Raw genomic sequence first — 23,846 nt, 5'->3', positions numbered from 1 at the left:
TGCCCCACCCGACAAGGCGCGGCCGGCGGTTGCGTGATCCCGGAGACCGGTCCCGCAAGGAGCGTGCGAATGCTCCTGCCATTCCGGGATTGATGAAGATCGACGGTGCGGAGGTTACTCCGCCTTCACGCTGCGCATCAGGAAGGCGGGCATGGTTTGTTCGGTGAAGCTGCGGTGGTCCGGCGCGTCGGAGACGTCGCGCTGGGGGTGGCGGTCGTTGCGCGGCTCGCGGTCACGGCGGGGTTTGCCGCCGCGCGGCGGGGCGGCGGAGGCGGTGGGCTTTTGCGCCGCTTCGCTGCTGCGTTCGCGGCGCGGCTCGGACACCTCACGCTCCGGCCTTGCCTCGCGCGGGGCGCGTTCGGCGCGCGGTGCGGGAGCACCTTCGGAGTGCCCGGCGCGCCTGGCGGGTTCCATCGCGGCGCGTTCGCCGTGGTCCTTCACCTCGCGCGGGCGGCGGTCACGGTCCCGCTCGCGGCCGCGGCCACGGTCGCCGCCGCGGCCTTCGCGGGCGGCATGGCGGTCCGGCTCGGCGGCGCGGGTTTCGATGGCGGCTTCGGCCTCCGCACTCAGCTCGAAATAGGGGACGTCCTTTTTGATGAGCTGCTCGATGGCCTTGAGGTTTTTGCCGTCCTCCTTCGACACCATGGTGAAGGCCGCCCCCTCGCGCCCCGCGCGCCCCGTGCGGCCGATGCGGTGGACGTAATCCTCCGCATGGGTGGGAACGTCGAAGTTGAAGACATGGGAGACGTCCGGAATGTCCAGCCCGCGGGCCGCCACGTCCGACGCGATCAGATAGGTGATTTCGTTGTTGCGGAAGCCGGCAAGCGTCCTGAGGCGGGCCTGCTGGTCCATGTCGCCATGCAGCGCGCCGACGCTGAAGCCGTGGACGGCAAGCGACTTCTCGAGCAGCGCCACGGTGGTCTTGCGGTTGGCGAAGATGATGCCGTTCCTGACGTTGGTCTGGGTACGGAGCAATTGCCTGAGCGCCTCGCGCTTGGCCTTCATGTCATGCGGGGCCCTGACCAGCATCTGGGTGATGGTCTCCGCCGTGGACGACGGACGCGACACCTCCACCCGGACGGGATTGTGCAGGAAGGCGGTGGTGAGGCGCTGGATCTCCGGCGGCATGGTGGCGGAGAAGAACATGGTCTGCCGGGTGAAGGGCAGCAGCTTGCAGATGCGCTCGATATCCGGGATGAAGCCCATGTCGAGCATGCGGTCCGCCTCGTCGATGACCAGCATGCCGATGCCGGTAAGCAGCAGCTTGCCGCGCTCGAAGTGATCGAGCAGGCGCCCCGGCGTGGCGATGACGACGTCCGCGCCGCGGTCGATCTTCAGCGCCTGCGGCTCGAAGGCGACGCCGCCGATCAGCAGGGCCACCGAGAGATTGTGCAGCTTGCCCAGCGTCTCGAAGGCCTCGCGCACCTGGTCGGCGAGTTCCCGCGTGGGCTCGAGGATCAGGGTGCGCGGCATGCGGGCGCGCGCCCGGCCCTTTTCGAGCAGCGACAGCATGGGCAGGACGAAGGCCGCCGTCTTGCCGGAGCCCGTCTGGGCCAGGCCCATCACGTCACGGCGCTGGAGGGCGGGAGGGATGGCTTCCGCCTGGATGGGGGTGGGGGTGGTGTAACCCGCGGCGGCGACCGCTTCGAGGGTTCTGGGGCTCAATCCGAGCTCGGAGAAATTCATGTGTGGTGAGAGACCGTTCTGGCGGCTTTTGTTCAACTTGGAAATGCGCTGGCGGGCGGGTGCGCCAAAAGGGCCCGGGCGCGTCAATCAGCCCGCACATAGGGATTCCGGTGGGGAAAGTCAATTCGCCCGGAGCCTCGCTTATTGATGGGCTTGCGAAAGCGCTGCCCAGGGGACAATCTTTGCCTTGTCCGGGGCGTGTCCCGGCCGGGGTCCGCCGATTCGACGCTGCGGGCCGCGCCATAAATGGGGGAATGAACATGAAGAAATATGCGTCCGAATTCTTCGGCACCTTCTGGCTGGTCTTCGGCGGCTGCGGCTCCGCCGTGCTGGCCGCCGCTTTTCCGGAACTCGGCATCGGCTTTGCCGGCGTCGCCCTGGCCTTCGGCCTCACCGTGCTGACCATGGCTTATGCCGTGGGCCATGTCTCGGGCGCGCATTTCAATCCTGCCGTGTCGGTTGGGCTGGCCACCGCCGGCCGCATGCCGTGGAGCCATGTGCCGGGTTACATCGCCTCGCAGGTGCTTGGCGGCATCGTGGCGGCGGCGGTGCTCTACCTGATCGCCAGCGGCAAGGCCGGCTTCGTGGCCGGCGGCTTCGCGGCCAACGGCTTCGGCGAGCATTCGCCGGGCGGCTATGCGCTGTCCTCCGTCATCGTCTGCGAAATCGTGATGACCGCCATGTTCCTGGTGGTCATTCTCGGCGTCACCCACAGGAACGCGCCCGCCGGCTTCGCGCCGCTGGCCATCGGCCTGTGCCTGACGCTGATCCACCTCGTGTCGATCCCGGTGTCAAACACCTCGGTGAACCCGGCCCGCTCGCTTGCAGTGGCCTTCTTCTCCGAGCCCTGGGCCCTGCAGCAGATGTGGGTGTTCTGGATCGCTCCGCTGACGGGCGGCGTTCTCGGCGCCATCATCCACCGGATGATCTCCGAGGACTGAAATTCCTCCGATCACTGACGAAAAAGGGGCGTTCCCCCGCAAGGCCCGCCCCGACCGCCGCGCATGCAAGGCCGCCGGGAAGGAGGAAAGTCGGCTGAACCGTCCCGGCGCAAGCTCCGAGCCTGCTTATGGCAAGATTTGCAAGTGGACGGGCGCATCCGCCCGTCTGCGCCGCTGGCGGCGGCTGCGCCGGCGAGGAGGACGGATTTTCGCATGGCGGCGACACGGGAGCCAGATCGCGCGGTTGTTTGCCATCCCCGGGAGCGTCCGGCGCATCATCTCAGCCACCAATGCCATCAAGGCGCTGAACGCCAGGACCGGGCGCGCCCCGTTTTCGCGCGAGGGCGCAGTGCCTGCTCCACAAAGGATGCCGCACATGCGAAGACAGACTGACGGCAAGTGTTTCTCCCGTCCTGATGACCCATTTGCCTTTCGCCCCAGCCCCTTTACACTTCCGCCATATTCGCCCTTCAAGAGCAGGCCATGACGGAGAAGAAGCCGGAAAAGACGCCCGAGAAACCGCAGGCAGTGTCGCCCCAGGTCTCCACCCAGTACACGCTGGCGGACCCGGTGCAGTTCGCGCAGAATATGGCCAAGGTGTTCGAGCAGGCGGCGGGGATCGCCCGCATGGTGGCGGAGCGGCCAAACCCGGTTTTGACCGAGGCCGAGACGCAGCTCACGCCCGTGGAGCAGGTGTCGAAGACGCTGGGCGCAATCACCCAATCCTACATGAACGATCCGCGCAAGCTGATGGACGCCCAGATGCAGCTGTGGAATTCCTATACCCATCTCTGGCAGAACGCCTGGGCCAGGGCGCTGGGCGAGAATCCTGCCCCGGTGGCCGAACCGGCCCGCGCCGACAAGCGCTTCAAGGACAAGGACTGGCAGGAAAACACCGTCTTCGACTTCCTGAAGCAGTTCTACCTGATCTCCGCCAACTGGGCGCAGGACATGGTGAGGAATGCCGAGGGCGTGGACGAGCACACCCGCCACAAGGCGCGCTTTTATGTGGAGCAGATCGCCAACGCCATCTCGCCCACGAACTTCGGTCTCACCAATCCGGAGGTGCTGCGCGCGACGCTGGCCACCAATGGCGCCAATCTCATCGAAGGCATGAAGCATCTGCAGGAAGACATGCGGACGCCGGACGGCCGCCTGCGCATCAGGCAGACCGACATGTCGGCCTTCGAGATCGGCCGCAACATCGCGACCACGCCGGGCAAGGTGGTGTTCCGCAACGAGACCTTCGAGCTCATCCAGTATTCGCCCACGCAGGGGGAGACCTATGAATATCCCCTCGTCATCTTCCCGCCGTGGATCAACAAGTTCTACATTCTCGACCTCAATGCGAAGAAGTCCTTCGTCAGATGGGCGGTGGACCAGGGCCTCACCGTGTTCATCGTCAGCTGGGTGAACGCCGACGAACGCCAGGCGCGGAAAAGCTTCTCCGACTACATGCGCGAGGGCTTCCTCGAAGCGGTGCAGGCGGCGCTGGATGCCACGGGCGCGCCGAAGGTCAATGTCATCGGCTATTGCATCGGCGGCACGCTGACCGCTGCATCTCTGGGATGGATGGCCGCGCAGAACGACCGCCGCGTCAGTTCCGCCACCTTCTTCGCCACGCAGGTGGATTTCGAGAAGGCGGGCGACATGCTCGTCTATGTCGACGAGGAACAGGTGAAGTGGATCGAGGACCGCATGAAGGACAAAGGTTATCTCCCCGGCGCCCGCATGGCTGACGCCTTCAACCTGCTGCGCTCAAACGACCTGATCTGGTCCTACGTCGTCAACAACTACATGCTCGGCAAGGACCCGATGCCCTTCGATCTTCTCTACTGGAATGCCGATTCGACCCGGATGCCGGCGGGCGTGCATTCCTTCTACCTGCGTGAATGCTACCTGTCGAACAAGCTCTCCCGGGGCAAGATGGTGCTCGACAACGTCCGCATCGACCTCAGGAAGGTGAAGATCCCCATTTACAATCTCGCGGCGCGCGATGACCACATCGCGCCGCTCGCCTCGGTGTTCCGCCTCGGCCGCCATTTCGGCGGCGCGACGCGGCTTGTCGTCTCGGGATCGGGTCACATCGCCGGCGTGGTCAATCCGCCGGAGGCCAACAAGTATCAGTACTGGACCAATGACAAGGGCGCGGCCAGCATCGAGGACTGGCTCGCGGGCGCCACCGAGCACCCCGGCTCCTGGTGGCCGGACTGGGCCGCATGGATGGCGGACAAATCCGGCCCCAGGGTGAAGGCGCCCAGCCCGGGCTCGGGCAAGCTGAAAATCATCGGGGATGCGCCGGGCGCCTATGTGCGCGCCCGGACGGAGTGACGGCTTGACCGCGGCTGGAACCCGTTTCAGGAGAGGGTGAGACAAGGACCACCCATGCGAATCGCCCTGCCCTTCCTGGCGCTCGCCGCCTTCGCTCTTCCGGCCCTCGCCGCCGGCGAGGCCCAGATGATCGCCGAGGGAAAGCGCCTCGCCCAGATCAACTGCACCAAGTGCCACAACATCGAGCCGGCAGGCGCAAGCCCCCTCGCCGAAAGCCCACCCTTCCGCGAGATCGCAAAGAATTATGACCGCGAGGAACTGATCGACGGCTTCATGGACGGCCTTGCCGTGCGCCACCCCCTCATGCCCAACTGGGACGTGACGCAGCCCCAGGCCGAGGCGCTCACCGCCTTCGTCATGAGCCTCGGCACCGGCCAGAAGCCGGAGGAAAGCCAGGCCGCCCGCGGCTTCGACCTGCTGCGCGCGAACTGCGCGCGCTGCCACGCCATCGACGCCAGCAGCATGTCGCCCAACGGGAAGGCGCCGCCGTTCCGCAACGTGGTCAGGAACTATGATCCCGATGCGCTGCAGGAGGCGCTGGCCGAGGGCATCGTCACCGGCCACAACAACATGCCCGAATTCGCCTTCGAGCCGGATGACGTCACCGCCATCATCGCCTATCTCGATACGCTCAAATCCCCCTGAACCGGCATTCTCCGGATCACTCCGCCTTGCATGACAGACTGGTTCTCATCACAACACCATCTCATCACAACACCGAAACTGACGGTTTTTTCAGCAAACTGGGAGGGTCCGGCCAGAAACTGCAGGCGGTCGATGAGTAGGACGCGATCAATGAACCAGCACGCCGCCGGGACCCCGCGCGATCACGAACAACTTGCCCTCCGGAAAAATCAGCCGCGATAGCTCACACTTTGAAACTCCGTCGAGACGATGGTGCCGGCTGTGCCCGCCATGATCGCCGGGAGGTCAGCCAATGAGCCGATCGCCGCCTTCTTTCCGGTCTTCTCGGCGAATTGGCAGGCGGCCTCCACCTTTGGCCCCATGGATCCGGCCGGGAAGTTGAAACTCCGAAGGCCTTCGGGCGAGGTGGTGGCGATTTCCTTCTGAGTGGGCGTGCCCCAGTCAATGCAGACGCCGGGCGCGTCGGTTGCCATGATGAACATGTCGGCGTCCACCTCCCGCGCCAGGAGCTCGGCCGCAAAGTCCTTGTCGATGACCGCCTCAATCCCCCGCAGCTTGCGCTGCCCGTCATAGACGGTGGGGATTCCGCCACCGCCGGCGCAGATCACCACCGTTCCCTTCTCGATCAGCCAGCGGATCGGGCGGATCTCGAAAATCCGCTTTGGCGCCGGCGAAGGCACCACACGGCGCCACTTGTCGCCGTCCTGCTTGAAGGCCCAGCCCTTTTCCCCCGCCAGTCCGTCAGCCGCCGCCTTGTCGTAGACAGGACCGATGAACTTGGTCGGGTCGCCGAAGGCCGGATCGTCGGATGACACCTCGATCATGGTGAGAAGGGTCGCAAAGGGCACCTCGGAGGGCAGAAGATTGCCTAGCTCCTGTTCGATCATGTAGCCGATGCCGCCTTCCGTCTCGGCGCCGAGAACGTCCAGCGGATAGACCTCGTCAGGCTTGTAGGCGGCCCCCTGCAGCGCAAGGAGGCCGACCTGCGGGCCGTTGCCGTGGCTGATCACCACCTCGTGGCCGCGCGCAATCGGGGCAATCGCCTCGCAGGCGATGCGCACATTGGCGCGCTGGTTCTCCGCCGTCATGGCCTGGCCACGGCGCAGGAGGGCGTTGCCGCCCAGAGCGATCACGACGCGCATGGCTCAGTCTCCCAGTGTCGCAACGAGGATTGCCTTGATGGTGTGCATGCGGTTCTCCGCCTGCTCAAAGGCGATGTTGTATTCGCTCTCGAACACGTCGTTGGTGACCTCAAGGCCGTTCGAGATGCCGAACTGCTCCGCAATGTCCTTGCCCAGCTTGGTCTCGGTGTCGTGGAAGGCCGGCAGGCAATGCATGAATTTGACGTGCGGGTTCCCGGTCGCCTTCATCATCTCCATGTTCACCTGATAGGGCATGAGCTGCGCGATGCGCTCCTTCCACACGTCCTTGGGTTCGCCCATCGACACCCAGACGTCGGTGTGGATGAAGTCGACGCCCTTCACGGCGGCCTGGGGATCGTCCGTGATGGTAAGCTTGCCGCCATACTGCGCCTCGAGCTTGCGGGCGATTGACACGAAGTCGTCGGACGGCCACAGCGCCTTGGGGCCGCAGATGCGCACGTCCATGCCCATCAGGCAGCCCACGAGCATGAGCGAGTGGCCCATGTTGTTGCGTGTGTCGCCAAGGAACGCATAGCTGATCTGGGTGATGGGCTTGTCGGAGTTTTCGCGCATGGTGAGAACGTCGGCAAGCATCTGGGTCGGGTGGTATTCGTCCGTGAGCCCGTTGTAAACGGGAACGCCGGCGTATTTCGCCAGCGTCTCGACGCCGTCCTGCGAGGCGCCGCGATACTCGATCGCATCATACATGCGGCCGAGGACGCGGGCCGTGTCCTTGAAGGATTCCTTGTGCCCGATCTGCGAGCCCGCCGGGTCGAGATAGGTGACATGCGCGCCCTGGTCGTGGCAGGCCACTTCGAAGGCGCAGCGGGTGCGGGTCGAGGTCTTTTCGAAGATCAGGCAGATTTGCTTGCCGTCGAGGTGCTTCTGCTCGGTGCGCGCATATTTGGCGCGCTTCAGATCGCGCGCCAGGTCGAGCAGGTAACGGAATTCGCGCTGCGAATAGTCCTGGACGGTCAACAGCGAGCGGTTGCGAAGGTTGAAGCTCATGATTTCATTTCCTCGGTTGTGTCTGTGGCTCAGGCGGGATCGCGCCAGATGGGGCAGGTCATGCAGTGGCCGCCGCCCCGGCCGCGGCCGAGCTCGTTGCCGTTGATCGAGATCACCTCGATGCCCGCCTTGCGCAGCTTGGTGTTGGTGGAGGTGTTGCGGTTGTAGCCGACCACCACGCCGGGCTCGAGGCAGACGATGTTGTTGCCGTCATCCCACTGCTCGCGCTCCTGCTCGTATTCGTCGCCGCCGGTGGTCACGAGATTGAGCTTCTTGAGGCCCATGCACTCAGCCGCGGCGCCGCCGCCGTCATCCGTGAGGAAGGGCTTCTTCTCGTAGGTGTAGTCGAGCTTCTGGTTGCCCGTGCCGGGGCGGATCGACACGCAGCGGATCTGCTTGCAGACATCCAGAAAGACATTGGCGACCTCGTGGCTGCACATGGTGAAGACCGTGTCGAGATGCATGGCGGCGCGGCTCTTCGGCATCTGGCAGGCCACCACGCGCTCGGCGGCTCCCTTCTCGAAAAGGGCCATGGCGAGCTGGCCGACCGCCTGCGGTGTGGTGCGCTCGCCCATCCCGACATAGACGACGCCATTGCCCATGGGCATCACGTCGCCGCCTTCGAGCGAAGCGACACCGTGATCGACATCGGGATCGCCGTACCAGATGTTGACCTTGGCCTTCTTGAACTCCGGGTGGAACTTGTAGACCGTGGTGACGAGCAGCGTCTCGGGGCGGCGGGCCGGCCAGTACATCGGATTGACGGTCACGCCATTGTAGATCCAGCAGGACGGGTCGCGCTGGAAAAGCGTGTTCGGCACCGGCGGGATCACGAAATCGGACGGCTCGAGATAACGGCCGACCAGGCCTTCGGCCTCGAAGGGAAGCTCGGAGCGGGCGATGCCGCCGATCAGGTGTTCGGCGAGCCTGGCGGCGGGCATCGAATCGAGCCAGCCGCGCAAGTCGTCGCGCATCGTAACACCGACCTGATTGTAGGTGATGCGGCGGTCAAGCACCCACTCGCGGCCATCGCGATCCTCGAGGGCTGCTGTCAGCATGTCGTGGAATTCAAGGACCTCGCCCCCCCTTTCCTCCATCTTTCTGACGAAGTCATAGTGATCGACCTGCGCCTGCTGAACCCATATGACGTCGTCGAACAGCAGTTCCTTGCAGTTCGACGGGGTCAGCCGCTTGTGAGCGAGGCCAGGACGGCACACCATCACTGTCCTCAGCTTTCCGATTTCAGAGTGAACGCCTACCTGCCGCATGGTTATCTCCTGTTTGCATCAGAGGGTTGCCGATAAGAGGGGACGCCCGGCCCCGGGCTTCATGGCTGCGCTGTGCCGCATAGATGGGCACCGCGAGAAGCAGCAGCATGAAGCCCCAGAGCACGACTTCGGCGCCGACGCCGTAGATGGCGGCCATCGTATAGAGGAAGGACACCAGGCCCAGCGCGGGAACGGCAAGGCCGAGAGGCCGTTCGCTCTTTCCCGCCGCGTGCAGCAGCACCTCGGCCAGTGAGCAGAAGAGATAGGGCACAAGCGCCGCGAAGACCGCGAGCAAGGTGATGAAAGTGTAGGCTTCGACCAGGCCACGGGACGTGGTCATCAGCACCAGCAGCGCCGCGAGCGCGTTGGAGAGGATCAGCGCGAATGCGGGCGTGCCCTGCGGCGAGAGCCGCGCGAAAGCTGGTGGAAAGAGCCGGTCGCGTGCGGCGCTCATCGGCACCTGTCCGGTCAGCAGGGTGAAGCCGTTCAGTGCCCCGAAGGTCGAGACGAAGGCGGCAATGGCGATGGCCGAACCGGCAGCAGGGCCCGCCAGCTTGCCGACCGCATCGGCAAGGGGCGCGGTCGAGGCGCGCAGGGCGGAATTGGAGAGCAGCCCCATGGCAACCATGGTGACAGCCATGTAGAGAATTGCTGTGAAGACGGTTCCCAGCACGGTGGCCCGCGGGATGGTGATCTCCGGCCGGGCCACCTCACCGGCCGGTACGGTTGCTGACTCGAGGCCGAGAAAAGCCCACAGGGTCAGCGCCGCCGATCCCGCCACCGCAGCCAGGGCCGATCCCGCCGATGCGTTGAACGGCGCGTAGTTCGCAGCGTCCACCGACCACATGCCCAGCCCCACGAGGGCCACGAGAGGGGCGACCTTCAGGACGGTGGTTATAATCTGGACGATGCCGGCTTGCGCCACGCCGCGCACGTTGATGGCCGTGGTGAGGACAATCGCCGTAATGGCGACGGCCGCTGTGAACCCTGGCGAGGCGGCGATGCCGGGGAAAAAATAGCCAGTATATCCGGCAAAGCCCACTGCCACCCCGGCGTTTCCTGCCCACAGGGCAATCCAGTAACCCCAGGCGATCAGGAACCCCGTGAAATCCCCATAGGCAACGCGTGTATAGGCATAAGGACCGCCACTGGCGGGAACGCGCTTCGCCAGACGGGCAAACACCAGCGCCAGCGCGATGGCGCCGAGTGACGTGGCCAGCCAGCCGAGGATCGAGATGGGCCCATAGACAGCCAGAGAGGCCGGCAGCAGGAAGATGCCCGAACCGATCATGTTGCCCACCACGAGTGCGGTGCACCCCCAGAAGCCCAGCGCGGCCGGCCGCGCTGCCGGCTGTCCGGCGTCCTTCATCTCGGGCCCGCGGCTCATCGAGGTCATCCTCAGGGTCAGAACGGGCTCAGCACGCCGGTATACATCTGGTAACCGGCATAGGCTGCCGCGGCCAGCAGAAGGCCTGCGAGCGCCAGCTCGAAAGGCCTGAAGGATGTTTGTCCGCGTTCCCTGCGGGCGTACCAGAAGACGAGGATGCCGGGCGCGAAGAGCACTGCGTTCATCAGCAGGTAGTTCAGGCCGGCGGCATAGACCAGCCAGATGCCATAGATCGTGGCGAGGAGCCCCACGATCATGTCCCGGGTCTTCGCACTCTGGTCCCGCTCGTAGCTTTCGCCGGTGATGGCAAGCTTTGCCGCATAAGCGCCCGAGAACACATAGGGCGGCAGGATTGCCACGGAGGCGATGAAATAAAAGAACTGATAGGCCTCCTCGCTCCACAGGCTGACGATCAGAAACAGCTGGATCAGCCCGTTGGTGACCCACAGCGAGTTGACGGGCGATCCGTTGGCGTTTTCCTTCGCGAACCATGTGGGGAAGGTTCCGTCCTTGCCGGCCGCATATGGCACCTCGGCGCACAGCAGCGTCCAGGCGAGGAAGGCGCCGCCCACTGACACGATAAGACCAAGGTTGATGAGCATGGCGCCCCACGGACCCACGACCTGCTCAAAAACCCCGGCCATGGAGGGCACCTTGAGGCCGGCGAGTTCCTGCTGGGACATGATCCCGGTCGCCAGCAGAGACACCAGAACATAAATGGCCAGTGCCCCCAGAAAGCCGATAACAGTGGCCCGGCCCACGTCGCGCCTGCTCGCGGCGCGCTCGGAATAGACGCTCGCACCTTCGATGCCGATGAAGACCCACAGCGTGACCAGCATCGTGCTTTTGACCTGATCGAGAATGCTGCCGAGGCCGCCCTGTCCATCCGGACCCGCCGAACCCCAGAAGTTGAAGTGGAATTTGTCCCAGTGGAACGCCAGGACACCCAGCAAGACGAATGCCATGATCGGAACAAGCTTGGCGACGGTGGTGATGATGTTGATGAAGGCGGCTTGCTTCACGCCGCTGAGCACGAGGAAATGGATGCCCCAGAGGAGGACAGAGGCGCAGATGATCGACAGCAGATTGTTGCCGCCCTCGAAGGCGGGGATGAAATAGGACAGGGCAGAGAAGATTGCCACCGCATAGGCCACGTTGCCGAGGAAAGCGCTGAGCCAATAGCCCCAGGCGGAATTGAAACCCACGAAATCACCGAAACCGGCTCTGGCATAGGCATAGGGTCCGGCATTGAGATCAGGCTTTCGCACCGCCAGGCCCTGATAAACGAAGGCCAGCATCAACATGCCGAAGCCCGTGATCAACCAGCCGATGATGATGGCGCCGGGAGAGGCCGCCTTCGACATGTCGGAGGGGAGGTTGAACACCCCGCCGCCGATCATCGAGCCAACAACGAGGGCGATGAGGGGAACGAGCGTCAGCTTGCCGTTGTTTGCGGCAACGGCGGGCGCGGCCGGAGCGGCGGGCGCGATCGTATTTTGCATGATGCGGACCTGTTCAAGTAGGGAACCACACGTTCCGCCGTTGAAGTGTCGGCATTACGACAACCCATCCGCCCGATTCTACTGCGATTTCCGAATCTCCTGTCCGGTGGATCAAGGCCAGCTTCGATCCATGCGGAAAAGCGGAGCGGAATTCCGGGTTTTCGCGGCAGATCCGGCGCAAGGCCTCGCGCGATCGCCATCCGGACCGTCACCGCTCCGTCACCTCAACGCCGGATGGTTACGGGATGCGTCTGATTTTCCGCCATCTTTGATTGCAGGTCCGATGACCCAAACTTTCGATATGGACCCCCGCATTCCCATACCCTTCGGCGGACTGTTGAAGGTGGTTGCCATCGTGGACCCTCAGGAGCCGCATACCAGGAAGCTGCTCGCCCACATTGAGCACGCAGGCTTCAAGGTCGATGTCACCGGCAGCTTCGATCGCGATGTCACGGAGGATGCAGGCGTCGGCGCTTATGTGATGCTGATTGACGGTGACCGGTTGGAAAAGGCGCGGCAGCTTGGCCGGGCCGTGCGGCAGATTGGCTTCGCCACGCCGCTGTGGATCGTCGCTGACTCGCACAAGGTGTCGGACATGGGCGTGCTGGAGCTGGTGGGCGAGGTCGAAGGCTACATATACCTCGGCCAGCAGACGCCGGCCTATTATGGCAAGCAGGTGGTCGCCAGCATCATTGATTACGGACTGAGCCTGCTGCCGCCCTTTTTCGGCACGCTGATGGCCTACGATGCGCGCGCCAACATCACATTCGCCTGTCCCGGCCACCAGGGCGGGCAATTCTACAGAAAGTCTCCGGCGGGCCAGCTGTTCTTCAAGCATTTCGGGGAAGGCATCTTCCGCAACGACCTGTGCAATGCCGATATCGAGCTCGGCGATCTGTTGATCCACGAGGGCGCGGCCGCCGATGCCCAGCGTTTTGCGGCCAAGGTCTTTGGCGCCGACCGCACTTACTTCGTTCTGAATGGAACCAGCACCTCGAACAAGGTTGTTGCGACGGCTCTGCTGCGCGAGGGCGACCTTGTTCTGTTCGACCGGAACAATCACAAATCGGTGCACCATGGCGCACTGGTTCAGGCCGGAGCGGTCCCGGTCTTCCTTCCCACCTCCCGCAATGCCTTCGGAATGATCGGCGCGGTGGACTGGTCCGCGTGGGACGAGGCTTATCTGCGTGAGCAGATCCGCCTCAATCCGCTGGTCACCGACCCCGGACGCCACCTGACGCCGCGACCCTTCCGGCTCGCCTGCATCCAGCTTGCCACCTACGACGGTACAATCTACAATGTGAAAAAAGTCCTTGAACGCATCGGGCATCTCTGCGACTATGTGCTTTGGGACGAGGCATGGATAGGCTACAACGCCTTCCATCCGCTGTTTGCCGATCACAGTCCGATGCGGCTGGAGGATCTGGGCCCTGACATGCCGGGCCTGTTCTCGACGCAGTCGGTGCACAAGCAGGGAGCCGGTTTCTCGCAGGCCTCGCAGATCCACAAGCGCGACGAACACCTGCGCGGACAGAGCCGTTTCGTCAACCACAAGCGGTTCAACGAGGCGATGCTCATGTACGCCTCAACCTCGGCGTTCTATCCGCTCTTCGCCTCGCTCGATGTCAATGCCAAGATCCACGAAGGGGCAGCGGGCGAAATGATGTGGGACCGCTGCATCGAGCTCGGCATCGAGGTCCGCAAGAAGCTGCGGGAGTTCGGACACTACTTCGAGCGCATCGGCAAGACCGAGGAAGAGCGCTGGTTCTTCGACCCCTTCGTGCCTGAATCCGTGCGGCTGCAAGGGTCACGGCATTCGCAGGACACGCGCGGAACCCGCTGGGAGGATCTTCCGACCGAGGTGATCAAGCGCGAGCAGCAATGCTGGACTTTCGACCCCGCCAGCAATTGGCACGGCTATTCGGGATATTCCGATGGTTACGCCATGGTCGATCCCAACAAACTCACCCTTCTCACACCCGGCATCGACCGCAAGACCGGCGAATACCTGGCCTTCGGGGTTCCGGCGACAGTCGTGGCCAACTACCTGCGCGAAGAGCACGTGGTTCCCGAAAAATGCGACCTCAACAGCCTGCTCTTCCTCATGACCCCGGCCGAGGACGAGAGCAAGCTGAACACACTCATCGCCAAGCTCGTCAAGTTCAAGATGCTGTGGGACCGCGACGAGATGCTGGAGGAGGCGCTCCCGTCGCTGTTCGAGAAGCACGGCCGCCGCTACGCGGGCTATACGCTCCGCCAGATCTGCAACGAGATGCATGATTTCTACCGCCGGGCCGGGATCAAGGAGTTGCAGCGCGCATGCTTCAGAGCTTCAAGCTTTCCGGAACTGGCGATGTCGCCGAAACAGGCCTACCAAGCCCTCGTCGGGAACGATGTGGACTATGTGCCGCTCGGAGAGATGAAGGGCCGCATCGCCGCCACGCTGGCGCTGATCTACCCGCCGGGAATCGGCGTTGTCATTCCGGGCGAGCGCTGGGACGAGCGTGCCCAACCGATGCTGGACTATTTCTTGATATTCGAGGAGTCCTTCAACCGCTTTCCCGGCTTCAACTACGAGGTTCAGGGCGTGTACCAGGAGGTTGAGGACGACCGGATCCGCTTCTACACTTATGCCGTCCGCGAGTAAGCGCATCGCAGGGGAGGCGACATGACGGATGCCAGGGACAAGAAGCCCGAGCCGCGGCCACCAAGCCTTGTGGAATCCGCCGTTCCGATCTTGACGCTCATCGGACTCCTGGCGCTGGCCTTCTATCTGTTCGGCAGCGGCGCGGCGGCGGGTCCCAACCAGATTGCCCTCACCATCGCCAGCCTCGTCGCGGCCTTCTTCGGCTGGCGCTGCAACTGGCCGCTCGAGGCCATGCGCGAAGCCGCGGTGGGCAGCGTCAACTCCGGTCTCAGCGCCATCTTCATCCTGTTTGCGGTCGGGGCGCTGATAGGCACATGGGCGCTGAGCGGCACGCTTATGGCCATGGTCTATTATGGGTTGACGATCCTCAACCCAAACTACTTCTATCTTACCTGCTGCATCATTTGTGCTGTGGTGGCCCTCAGCATCGGAAGCTCATGGACAGTGGCCGGCACGATCGGGATCGGCCTGATGGGAATCTCGAACGAAATGGCGCTCAATCCCGCCATCACCGCGGGCGCCGTTATTTCGGGCGCCTACTTCGGCGACAAGTCGTCTCCGCTCTCGGATACCACCAACCTCGCCTGCGCGGCGTCTGGCGCGAATCTCTATGAACACATCCGCGAGGCGCTGTGGACCTCGGCGCCCTCGCTTGTGCTGACGCTCATCATCTTCTACTCGCTTGGCGAGAGGGGCGATTTTGACGCCACACCCGTTATCGAGTCGCTGGGCGGCTCCTACAGGATTTCGCTTGTCCAGTTTCTGCCGCTTCTCGTGGTGCTGGCGCTCGCGATGCTGCGCTGGCCGCCTTTCACAACAATTTTCCTCGGCGCGCTGGCCGGCGGCCTTCTGGCGGTTCTGTATGATCCGGCGCGGGTTGCCGCTTTCGCGGCGGACCCGCAGCAGCCATTTGTGCTGCAACTGGTCAAGGGCGTCTGGCAGGCGCTCGCGTCCGGTTATCTCTCCGAGACCGGCAACGCGGCGGTCGACAAGCTGCTGACGCGCGGCGGCATGGAAAGCATGCTCAGCACCATCTGGCTCATCATTGCAGCGCTGGGCTTCGGCGGCATCGTCGAGAAGGCCGGCATCCTCGACAGGTTGCTCAGCCCTCTCATCGCCGCCGCGAAGTCGACGGGCGCCCTGATCGCGGCCCTCGCGACGGCGGCGATCGGCGCCAACATCCTCGCCTCGGACCAGTACATCGCCATCGTGCTCCCGGGCCGCATGTTTCGTCAGGCGTTTGTGGATCGCAAGCTGGCGCCCGTGGTGCTCTCCCGCGCGGTGGGCGACACGGCCACCGTCACCTCCCCGCTTATTCCCTGGAACAGCTGCGGCGCCTTCATGGCCGCCACTTTGGGCGTCGCCACGATGGCTTATCTGCCGTTCTGCTTCTTCAACCTTCTCAATCCCCTCATCACGGTTGTCTTTGGAATGACCGGGCTGCGGATGATCAAGGACGGCCCTCCGCAGCCGTCAAGCGGATGGCGCTGATGCGGCGCGGTGGACGAAGGCTGGCGGAGCATGATCCGCAAAAAGTGGAGCCACTCTTGCGATAAGATCACGCTCTGGCTTTTGATCTGGCCCATGATCCAACGAGGCGAGTCCGTCCGACCGGAACATGCGCAAGGGAATGCGGCAACGGCCTTTCCATGCCGGATTTCGTGGCGGATAACCTACTGCGTCCGCCGCACCAGTTCCACCATATAGGCCGTCGACCAGCCGAAGCTCAGCAGGCCGTTGGCGGCCGTGAGGCCGGAGAGCAGCCGCCATCTTTCATCGAGGATGATGTCGCCGAAGCCGAGGGTCGAGAAGGTGACGAGCGAGAAGTAAAGCGCGGGCTCGAAGGCCTGGAACACTCCCGTGAAATAAAATGTCGTGGCCCAGACCCAGACATTCACCGTCTGCACGCTCATGACGAACAGCACGCAGATGACGATGGTTGCCGTGTTGGCAAAGCGACGGAAGGTGCGGCGCAGATGGATGATGACTTTTTCCAGGTGCTGCGCGAAGGCGGCGAACATTTCCGCCTGGATCACGGCATTGATCATGATCACGACGGTGCCGATGGCCAGCTGCGCGATCACGCGTCGGTCACCTCGACATGACGGATGAGGCCATCATCGCCGAAGCGGACGATTTCGGTCCCCCGCCGCGTCACAGGCCGGCCGGTGGAGCGCGCGGTGGCTTCAAGCCGCCACAGTGAGCGCGCCGCATCCGCCGAGAGCTGGCGCACCTCGTCATCGACGGCACGCTGGTCCGGATGCTCCGCGAAATAGGCCGTGAAGGCGGCGATGATGGCGTCGCGCCCCGCGATCCGGCCGTTCACGCCTGGCGAGACATAGACAGCCTCTTTGGCAAACATGGCCTTCACCTTGCGCGCGTCATAGGCGTTGAGGGCCGCATGGTAGCGCTTGAGCAGCGCCACGGGATCGAGGCTCATGCGCCGAATTCGCCCATGATCCGCACCCAGCTGCGGATGCCGCGGCGATAACTCCCGAGATCGTATTTCTCATTGGGGCTGTGGATCGCGTCATCGGTCAGCGCGAAGCCGACGAGAATCGAGTCCATGCCGAGAATGTCCTTGAAGAAGCGGCAGATGGGAATGGAACCGCCGGAGCCCATCAGCACCGTGTCGCGCCTGAACTCGTCTTTGAGCGCCTTCGCCGTCTTGGCGATGAAGGGATTGTCCTCCGGGATCTCGGTTGCGGGGCTTCCACCGCCGCCCGCGAACTCCACCTTGCAGTCCGCGGGGATCAGGCCCTTCACGTATTTCCGGAAGGCCTTGAGGATCCTGTCCGGGTTCTGCTTGCCGACGAGCCGGAAGGTGAACTTGGCATGCGCCTTGGACGGCAGCACGGTCTTGGTGCCAACACCGGTGTAGCCGCCCCAGATGCCGTTCACCTCCGCCGTGGGCCTCGCCCAGATCTGCTCCAGCACCGATTTGCCCTTTTCGCCCGCGGGGTGCTTCAGCCCCACGTCCTTGAGGAACTTCGCCTCCGAGAATTTGAGCGACTGCCACTGCTTCCTGGTCTGCTTCGGCAGGTCCGGCACATCATCATAGAAGCCGGGGATCGTCACCTTGCCCTGCCTGTCATGCAGCGCCGCGATCACCTTGCTCAGGACCCGGATCGGGTTCATGGCCGGGCCGCCATACATGCCGGAGTGGAGGTCGATCCTGGGGCCGGTGATGGTCACCTCCTCGCGCGCCATGCCGCGCAGCCTCGTGGTGATGGCGGGTGTCTTCGGGTCCCACATGTTGGTGTCGCAGACGAAAGCAGCGTCGCAGGACAGTTCCTTGGCATGGGCCTTGAGGAAGGGAACGAGCGAGGGGGAGCCTGACTCCTCCTCGCCCTCGATCAGGAAGGTGGCGCGGACCGGCAGCGTGCCGGTGGTGCGGATCCAGGCGCGCGCCGCTTCGACAAACGTCATGAACTGGCCCTTGTCGTCGGACGTGCCGCGGCCATACATGCGTTTCACTTTGCCGTCGGTTTTGATGGTCGGCTCGAAGGGCGGCGTCTTCCACAGGTCAAGCGGGTCGGCCGGCTGCACGTCATAATGGCCGTAGAACAGCAGATGCGGCGTGTCCTTGCCGGCGTGTTCCGGCGTGTAATGCGCCACCACCATGGGCCGGCCGGGCGTGGGCCGCGCCTGCGCCTTGAAGCCCAGCGCCTGCAGGTCATCGACGATGGCGAGGGCCGCCTTCTCGCAGTCCGCCGCATAGGCCGGGTCGGTCGAAACCGAGGGGATGCGGACGAGCTTGAACAGCCTTTCAAGGCTGTTGTCGAAGTCCTTCGCGGCGGCGTCGAGAACGGCGTGGAGGTCGGTCATGTCGGTCACTCTCTTGCAAATTGCGCGATGATGCGGGCCCATGTCCGGGCGCCCTTGTGAAAGGCGGACACGTCGTATTTCTCGTCGGGCGAATGGGCGTTGTCGTCGGGCAGGCCGAAGCCCGTCAGAAGGCTGTCCACTTTCAGGTGTTTCTTGAAGCTCTCGACCACGGGGATCGAATAGCCCGCACCCATCAGCACCGCCTCGCGGCCAAACTCCGCCTTCAGCGCCGACTGCGCCGCGCGGATCCACGGCGTCTCCGCGGAGACCGAAATGCCGGACGAATCCCCGCCGCTGTCGTCGAAACGCACCTTGCAGTCCGCGGGCAGAAGCGCCCTGACGAAGCGCTTGAAGGCGGCGCGGATCTTCTTCGGGTCCTGGCCCTCGACAAGGCGGAAGGTGAGTTTGGCGGTGGCTTCCGAAGGCAGCACGGTCTTGCTGCCCGGCCCGCGATAGCCGCCATGGATGCCGTTCACCTCGGCCGTGGGCCTGGCCCACATCTGCTCCAGCGCCGAATAGCCCTGCTCGCCGGCGGGGATGCCCAACCCCACGTCAGCGAGGAATTTCTTCGCCGGGAACTTGAGCGCCGCCCATTGCCTGCGGGTCCTCGCGGGGATCGGCCTCACGCCGTCATAGAAGCCCGGGATGGCGATCTTCCCCCTCTTGTCATGGAGCGCCGCGATGATGCGGCTCACCGCCTTGATCGGGTTCTGCACCGGGCCGCCGTAAAGCCCGGAATGCAGGTCGATTTTAGGGCCTGTCACGGTGAACTCGATCCCCAGGCAGCCGCGGAGCCTGGTGTCGATGCCGGGCGTCCTGGCGTCCCACATGCCGGTGTCGCAAATGAACGCCACATCGGCGGGAAATTCCCGCGCGTGAGCCTTGAGAAAGCGATCGATGTGCGCGGGGTCGCTCTCCTCGTCGCCCTCGATCATCACGGTCAGGCGGAAGGGCAGGCTTCCATGCACTTTCAGCCAGCAGCGGCTGGCTTCCAGAAAGGTCATCAATTGGCCCTTGTCGTCCGCCGAGCCGCGCGCAAAAATCGCATCCTGTCCCCGGATGCCTTTGCGGATTTGGGGTTCGAAGGGCGGCGACGTCCAGAGCTCCAGCGGATCGGCGGGCTGCACATCGTAATGGCCATAGAACAGGACATGGGGCCTCCTGCCCCCACCCGGTGGCTCATAGCGTCCCAGCACCAGCGGCTGCCCCGTGGTTTCGCGCAGGCCTGCCTTGAGCCCCATCGCCTTCAGCTGCGCCACCAGCCATCGGGCACATGCGCGGCAATCCCCGTGATGGGCCGGGTCCGTGCCAACGCTCGGAAACCGCAGCAACGCGAACAGCCGCTCCAGGCTCTCAGGGAATTGTTGATCTATTTCTGCCAGGACAGGGGCGGAATGGTCCAAGATTTCACCAGCATCGTTGCGCGTGACGACAATGTCATGGCGCAAGCCCCCGCGGCAAGGGCCGCGGCATGAAGCCGGAGGAGTTCTCGCTGGCGCGTGACAGCCTGCAGGCGCAGGAGCCCTCGGCGGGCCTCCGCCGCTTCCGCCGCCGCGGCTACCAGCGCTTCCTCGCCTTCATGGGCGATATCGATCTCGCCTTCGTCTGGAAGCGGCGCTGGTTCGTCATCACCATGGTGGTGGGCTTCGTGCTGATGGCGCTGCCCACGCCGCCGGGACTGACGCATGAGGGGCAGATCGTGCTGGTCATGTCGATCATGGCCACCATGCTGTTCATCACCGAGCCGATTCCACTGCCCACCGTGCCGCTGCTCATCATCGTGGGCCAGGTGGTTCTGCTCAGGGCCGATCCGACCAAGGTGGCGCAGAGCCTGATGACGGACTCGGTGCTCTTCATCATGGGATCGCTCATGCTGGCGGTGGCCATCGTGCGCCAGCGGCTGGACAAGCGCATCGCCTGGTGGATCGTCCGCATGACGGGCACCAACGTCTATTGGATCAGCTTCGGCATCACGGCGGTGTGCGGCGTCATCGCCGCCTTCATCGGCGAGCACACGGTGGCCGCGATGATGCTGCCCGTCGGCGTCGCGCTCATCACACTCACGTCCGGCGACCCGAGGAAGGTGCACAACCTCGCGGCCGTGCTTCTGTTCTCGATCTCCTATGGCTGTTCCATCGCCGGTGTTGCAACTCCCTCGGGTGGCGCGCGGAACGCCATCATCATCAGCTACTGGAAGGACTTCTTCTATAATCCCGCCGATCCCGCCACGCGCCGCTTCCTGATGGATTACGTGACCTGGATCGTCTACGCCTTCCCGATGTTCCTGCTGCGGCTGCCCATCGTGACGGCCCTGCTCATCTTCACCTTCAAGCCGGAAGTCACCGACATGTCGCGCGCCGTCGCGCGGCTGCGCACCCAGGTGTCGATGCAGGGGCCGATGCGCGCTTCGGAGTGGCTCACCATCCTGATCTTCGCGCTCACCATCGTGGGCTGGGTCACCCTGTCGAACGACCTGGGCCTCGGCATTATCGCCATCGGCGGCGCCTCGCTGTTCCTCATCCTCGGCCTGGTGCGCTGGGAAGACATCAATTCGGGCGTCAACTGGGGCGTGGTCCTGCTCTATGCGGCGGCGATCTCGCTCGGCGTCGAGATGAAGGCCACGGGGGCCGCCGCCTGGGTTGCCGGCAGCGTCTTCACGGTGATGCGCGAGATCGGGGCTTCCGATGCGCTGGGCTTCAACGCGGTCATCTCGCTGCTCACGATTGCGGTGTCGAACACCATGACGGCGGGCGCCGCCGTGGCCGTGCTCGCCCCCATCGTGCTCAAGACCGCCGTCGCGGCGCATCAGGACCCGATCGACGCGGGCTTCATCACGGCCATCTCGTCCGCCTTCGGCTATCTCACACCCGCCGCGCAGCCGGCCTTCACCATCATCTATGCCTCGGGCTTCCTGAAGGGCAGCGACTTCTTCAAGATCGGCATCCGCATGATGGCGCTGTCCTTCATCGTGCTGATGGCCATTTCGGTGCTGTACTGGCCGCTGCTGGCTCCCTAAACTGGGACGGTCATGTTCAGTCGCTCCCCATTATCCGACCGGCAGGAAGCAGCTGTGCAAAAAACGCTGCAGACCCTCCGTTCGCAGCGGCGCAACCGCTTCCGCATCCTCGCCTGCATCGACGGCACGGAGGACTCGCTCATCACCGTGCGTTTCGCGGCGCGCTTCTCGGTGCAGGACAACTGCGACCTGATCGTGCTTTTCGTGCGGCCCATCGACTCGGGGCTGCAGTCCGGCGGGTTGCAGGTGAGGCTGGCGCGCGAGAACATGCTGGAGGCGGGCTTCGAGCTTCCCGGCGTCACCCACCTGAAGCAGGCTCTCGAGGCGCTGAGGCAGGAGGGCCTCGATGTCGGGGGCTGGCCCAGGGAATCCCGGCGCAGCGAGGCCTGGGGCGATCCCGCGGGCGACAACAAACTTGAATTCGCCAGCCCCGGGGGCCGCACCGTGGTGCTGAAGCTCAAGACGGCGCCCGACGTCGCCAGTGGCATTCTCGACCAGTATGAGCTCGGCCCCTACAACCTCATCATCACGGGTCACCCCTCGCGCTGGACGGGCGAGCTGATGGCGGTGTTCCGCTCCGGCATCGTGCAGACGGTCACCACCATGGCGCCCTGCTCCGTGCTGGTTGCCCGCAACAGTTTTGATAAAAAAGGCTTCTTCATCTGCACCGATGGGTCCCCGCGCTCGACGCAGGCGGTGCGCCGGTCGGCCGTGCTGGCGCGGGTGACGGGCGAACCGATCACGCTTTTCTCGGTTGCGGCCTCGCCCGCCGGCAAGTCCGCGGCGGAGGACGCCGTGGCCAATGCCGGAGCACTGCTCAAGGCCATGAATATCCCGGTCGCGGAGACACGCGTTGCAGTCGGAAGGCCCGCCGAGGAGATCGTGGAGGCCGGTTCGCTCTACCAGGTGATCGTGGTCACCGACGAGGGACGCTCGCGGCTGGCGCGGCTGGCGCGCGGCTCGACGGCAACGGAAGTCGTGCGCAAGGCCCGCACCAGCGTGCTCGATGTGCGGTGAGGGGGCGCGGAGGATGGCGGACGACACGCTCTGCTGCAGGGGCGGGTCCGGCAACGCCCATAAAGTGGCCTTGTTGCTGCAGTCCCGCCGCCTGCCTTGGCGGCCGGTGCGGGTCGATTTCTGCCGCGGCGGGGCGCGCACGCCGGAGTGCCGCGGGAAGCCCGGCGAGATGGGCGACATGCGGCTTCTGCAACGTGCGCAAGACCAAAAGCTTGAGCATGATCTTATCGCAAAACCGTTTCCACTTGACCGCCCGCCGCTTTAGCTCCGCGCCGCCTCCATGGCGTCGAGATATTCATCGAGATGCTCGAGGTTTTCGAAGCGCATCCAGCCTTCGGCCGTTTCCGCTTCCACTGTGCCGTCGGACAGGATGCGCGCTGGACGGCGGCGGATGATCCGTTCTTCCACCACATAGAGCTGACCCTCTTCCATCACCTCGTCCTCGGCGGCTTCCTGTTCGCTGGCGGCCTCCTCCCCGGCGGGCGCCCGCTCTTCCACCACCGGCTCCTCAACAGCAGGGGAAAAGGCCTGATCCGGGTCCCGCGGCACGCGAATGGCTGAGGCCGGCGCGGACCCTTCACCGAAGGCCTGCTCGATTCTCTGGCGCGCCTGATCGAGGGCCTCGATGGTGTCCAGCGTCGGGCGCGAAACCTCTTCCCCGACAATGACGGCAGCGGCGGCGGCAGAAGCCGCGGGCGATGCCGCGGTCCTGGCTCCGCGGGGGTCGAATTCGGGGATTGGCGTCCTGGCGGGGCTCTCCGGTTCGGAACTGGGCGACCGCTTGAGGGCCGCGGCCTGTCCGTCGATCACACTGCCGAGACCGAGCGCCAACACCCCGCCAACCAGCAGGATCGCGGCGGTCTGGATGTCGATGCCGCCAGGGCGAACCGGCGAAACAAAGAGAACAATGCCAAGCGCCAGCCCCGCCGCAGCCAGCAGGATGCCGCAAATCCACATCAGCTTTGCCATCATACCCTCCCCGGGCTCAATCGATTCGACCGCCGCGTAACCTTCCGTATAAACAGCGCCAGTACAGTTAATTTTTCATCAAACCGGAACATGGCGCAACCAGAGCACGATCCGGCGAGGCGGGTCCACCCGGTGGGAACAGGCGTGTGCCGGGCGGTTCACATGGGTCAGGAATAATTTGTCCCGCCCCCCGCCACGAGGTCAAGGCTATCGCAAACGGGACTTGTGCGTTTTTTCCTCTTTCCTCTCCCCGGTGTACAGACCGGGGGAGAGGGCAGGGTGAGGGGGTCTGTCCACGCGGACAGCGCCGGAAATTCCTGCTCAAGCGTCTCCCGCGCGGAAACACCCCCTCACCTAACCTCTCCCCCGGTGGGGAGGCGAATCGCACATGGCGGCGGCGTGTCTTGTGCCATGTCAATTTTCCCTTCTCCCGTCGCGGTACGCGATGGGAGAAGGTGG

18 protein-coding genes are annotated in these 23,846 nt (G+C 64.4%); 7 read left to right on the top strand and 11 right to left on the bottom strand.

Annotated elements, in window-relative coordinates; genetic code table 11:
• Positions 1 to 114 precede the first annotated feature (114 nt).
• Positions 115 to 1,686, bottom strand: a complete 1,572-nt coding sequence (locus IOC69_RS02755; protein ID WP_290541997.1) for a DEAD/DEAH box helicase — start codon at positions 1,684 to 1,686, stop codon at positions 115 to 117.
• A 254-nt stretch (positions 1,687 to 1,940) separates the two neighbouring features.
• Between IOC69_RS02755 and aqpZ the strand changes: the two genes are divergently transcribed.
• The 3 genes from aqpZ to IOC69_RS02740 all read left to right on the top strand — a co-directional run bounded on the left by aqpZ (position 1,941) and on the right by IOC69_RS02740 (position 5,603).
• The gene (gene aqpZ / locus IOC69_RS02750; protein WP_290541996.1) at positions 1,941 to 2,627 is read left to right on the top strand and encodes an aquaporin Z; all 687 of its coding nucleotides are present in this window, start codon (positions 1,941 to 1,943) and stop codon (positions 2,625 to 2,627) included.
• A gap of 483 nt (positions 2,628 to 3,110) precedes the next feature.
• Positions 3,111 to 4,958 carry a class I poly(R)-hydroxyalkanoic acid synthase gene (gene phaC, locus IOC69_RS02745; protein ID WP_290541995.1) on the top strand — a complete coding sequence of 616 codons (1,848 nt, stop codon included), beginning with the start codon at positions 3,111 to 3,113 and terminating at the stop codon, positions 4,956 to 4,958.
• A 54-nt stretch (positions 4,959 to 5,012) separates the two neighbouring features.
• Positions 5,013 to 5,603, top strand: coding sequence for a c-type cytochrome (locus IOC69_RS02740; protein ID WP_290541994.1), 591 nt, complete (start codon positions 5,013 to 5,015; stop codon positions 5,601 to 5,603).
• Between the two features lie 209 nt (positions 5,604 to 5,812).
• Here the strand turns inward: IOC69_RS02740 and arcC are convergent, their stop codons facing one another.
• Genes arcC through arcD form a run of 5 tightly spaced genes read right to left on the bottom strand, consistent with a single transcriptional unit; the run spans position 5,813 to position 11,910 of the window.
• Positions 5,813 to 6,745, bottom strand: a complete 933-nt coding sequence (arcC, locus tag IOC69_RS02735) for a carbamate kinase (RefSeq protein ID WP_290541993.1) — start codon at positions 6,743 to 6,745, stop codon at positions 5,813 to 5,815.
• Between the two features lie 3 nt (positions 6,746 to 6,748).
• Positions 6,749 to 7,753, bottom strand: a complete 1,005-nt coding sequence (locus tag IOC69_RS02730) for an ornithine carbamoyltransferase (RefSeq protein ID WP_290541992.1) — start codon at positions 7,751 to 7,753, stop codon at positions 6,749 to 6,751.
• Between the two features lie 29 nt (positions 7,754 to 7,782).
• Complete coding sequence (locus tag IOC69_RS02725) at positions 7,783 to 9,021, bottom strand: arginine deiminase (RefSeq protein ID WP_290541991.1); 1,239 nt, start codon at positions 9,019 to 9,021, stop codon at positions 7,783 to 7,785.
• Positions 8,996 to 10,408 (bottom strand): amino acid permease, encoded by a 1,413-nt coding sequence (locus tag IOC69_RS02720; protein ID WP_290541990.1) that lies wholly within the window; start codon positions 10,406 to 10,408, stop codon positions 8,996 to 8,998. Before IOC69_RS02720 ends, IOC69_RS02725 begins: the two co-directional genes overlap by 26 nt.
• A gap of 17 nt (positions 10,409 to 10,425) precedes the next feature.
• Complete coding sequence (gene arcD / locus IOC69_RS02715; protein WP_290541989.1) at positions 10,426 to 11,910, bottom strand: arginine-ornithine antiporter; 1,485 nt, start codon at positions 11,908 to 11,910, stop codon at positions 10,426 to 10,428.
• Between the two features lie 283 nt (positions 11,911 to 12,193).
• Here arcD and speC point away from each other — a divergent pair, with 283 nt between their 5' ends.
• Positions 12,194 to 14,557 (top strand): ornithine decarboxylase, encoded by a 2,364-nt coding sequence (gene speC, locus IOC69_RS02710; protein ID WP_290541988.1) that lies wholly within the window; start codon positions 12,194 to 12,196, stop codon positions 14,555 to 14,557.
• A 21-nt stretch (positions 14,558 to 14,578) separates the two neighbouring features.
• A complete protein-coding gene (nhaC, locus tag IOC69_RS02705) occupies positions 14,579 to 16,048 on the top strand; it encodes a Na+/H+ antiporter NhaC (RefSeq protein ID WP_290541987.1) in 1,470 nt (489 codons plus the stop codon).
• Positions 16,049 to 16,230: 182 nt separating this feature from the next.
• On the opposite strand, the gene IOC69_RS02700 is transcribed toward nhaC, so the two are convergent.
• From IOC69_RS02700 to IOC69_RS02685, 4 genes are read right to left on the bottom strand one after another with little or no spacing between them, the layout of a single operon-like run.
• The gene (locus IOC69_RS02700) at positions 16,231 to 16,641 is read right to left on the bottom strand and encodes an ion channel (RefSeq protein ID WP_290541986.1); all 411 of its coding nucleotides are present in this window, start codon (positions 16,639 to 16,641) and stop codon (positions 16,231 to 16,233) included.
• On the bottom strand, positions 16,638 to 16,997 hold the full coding sequence (locus IOC69_RS02695; protein WP_290541985.1) for a nuclear transport factor 2 family protein: 360 nt from the start codon (positions 16,995 to 16,997) through the stop codon (positions 16,638 to 16,640). Before IOC69_RS02695 ends, IOC69_RS02700 begins: the two co-directional genes overlap by 4 nt.
• A complete protein-coding gene (locus IOC69_RS02690) occupies positions 16,994 to 18,385 on the bottom strand; it encodes a M20/M25/M40 family metallo-hydrolase (RefSeq protein ID WP_290541984.1) in 1,392 nt (463 codons plus the stop codon). Before IOC69_RS02690 ends, IOC69_RS02695 begins: the two co-directional genes overlap by 4 nt.
• A 5-nt stretch (positions 18,386 to 18,390) precedes the next feature.
• Positions 18,391 to 19,788 carry a M20/M25/M40 family metallo-hydrolase gene (locus IOC69_RS02685; protein ID WP_290541983.1) on the bottom strand — a complete coding sequence of 466 codons (1,398 nt, stop codon included), beginning with the start codon at positions 19,786 to 19,788 and terminating at the stop codon, positions 18,391 to 18,393.
• Positions 19,789 to 19,856: 68 nt separating this feature from the next.
• On the opposite strand from IOC69_RS02685, the gene IOC69_RS02680 reads away from it, so the two are divergent.
• Positions 19,857 to 21,401 carry a DASS family sodium-coupled anion symporter gene (locus tag IOC69_RS02680; RefSeq protein WP_290541982.1) on the top strand — a complete coding sequence of 515 codons (1,545 nt, stop codon included), beginning with the start codon at positions 19,857 to 19,859 and terminating at the stop codon, positions 21,399 to 21,401.
• A gap of 54 nt (positions 21,402 to 21,455) precedes the next feature.
• A complete protein-coding gene (locus tag IOC69_RS02675; RefSeq protein ID WP_290541981.1) occupies positions 21,456 to 22,418 on the top strand; it encodes a universal stress protein in 963 nt (320 codons plus the stop codon).
• 261 nt (positions 22,419 to 22,679) lie between these two features.
• Here the strand turns inward: IOC69_RS02675 and IOC69_RS02670 are convergent, their stop codons facing one another.
• Positions 22,680 to 23,387, bottom strand: coding sequence for a hypothetical protein (locus IOC69_RS02670; RefSeq protein WP_290541980.1), 708 nt, complete (start codon positions 23,385 to 23,387; stop codon positions 22,680 to 22,682).
• Positions 23,388 to 23,846: the final 459 nt, after the last annotated feature.

Origin of the sequence: Aestuariivirga sp. (assembly GCF_020252405.1) — a bacterium.
Taxonomy (GTDB): domain Bacteria; phylum Pseudomonadota; class Alphaproteobacteria; order Rhizobiales; family Aestuariivirgaceae; genus Aestuariivirga.
This window is presented reverse-complemented; position numbering and strand designations above follow the sequence as displayed.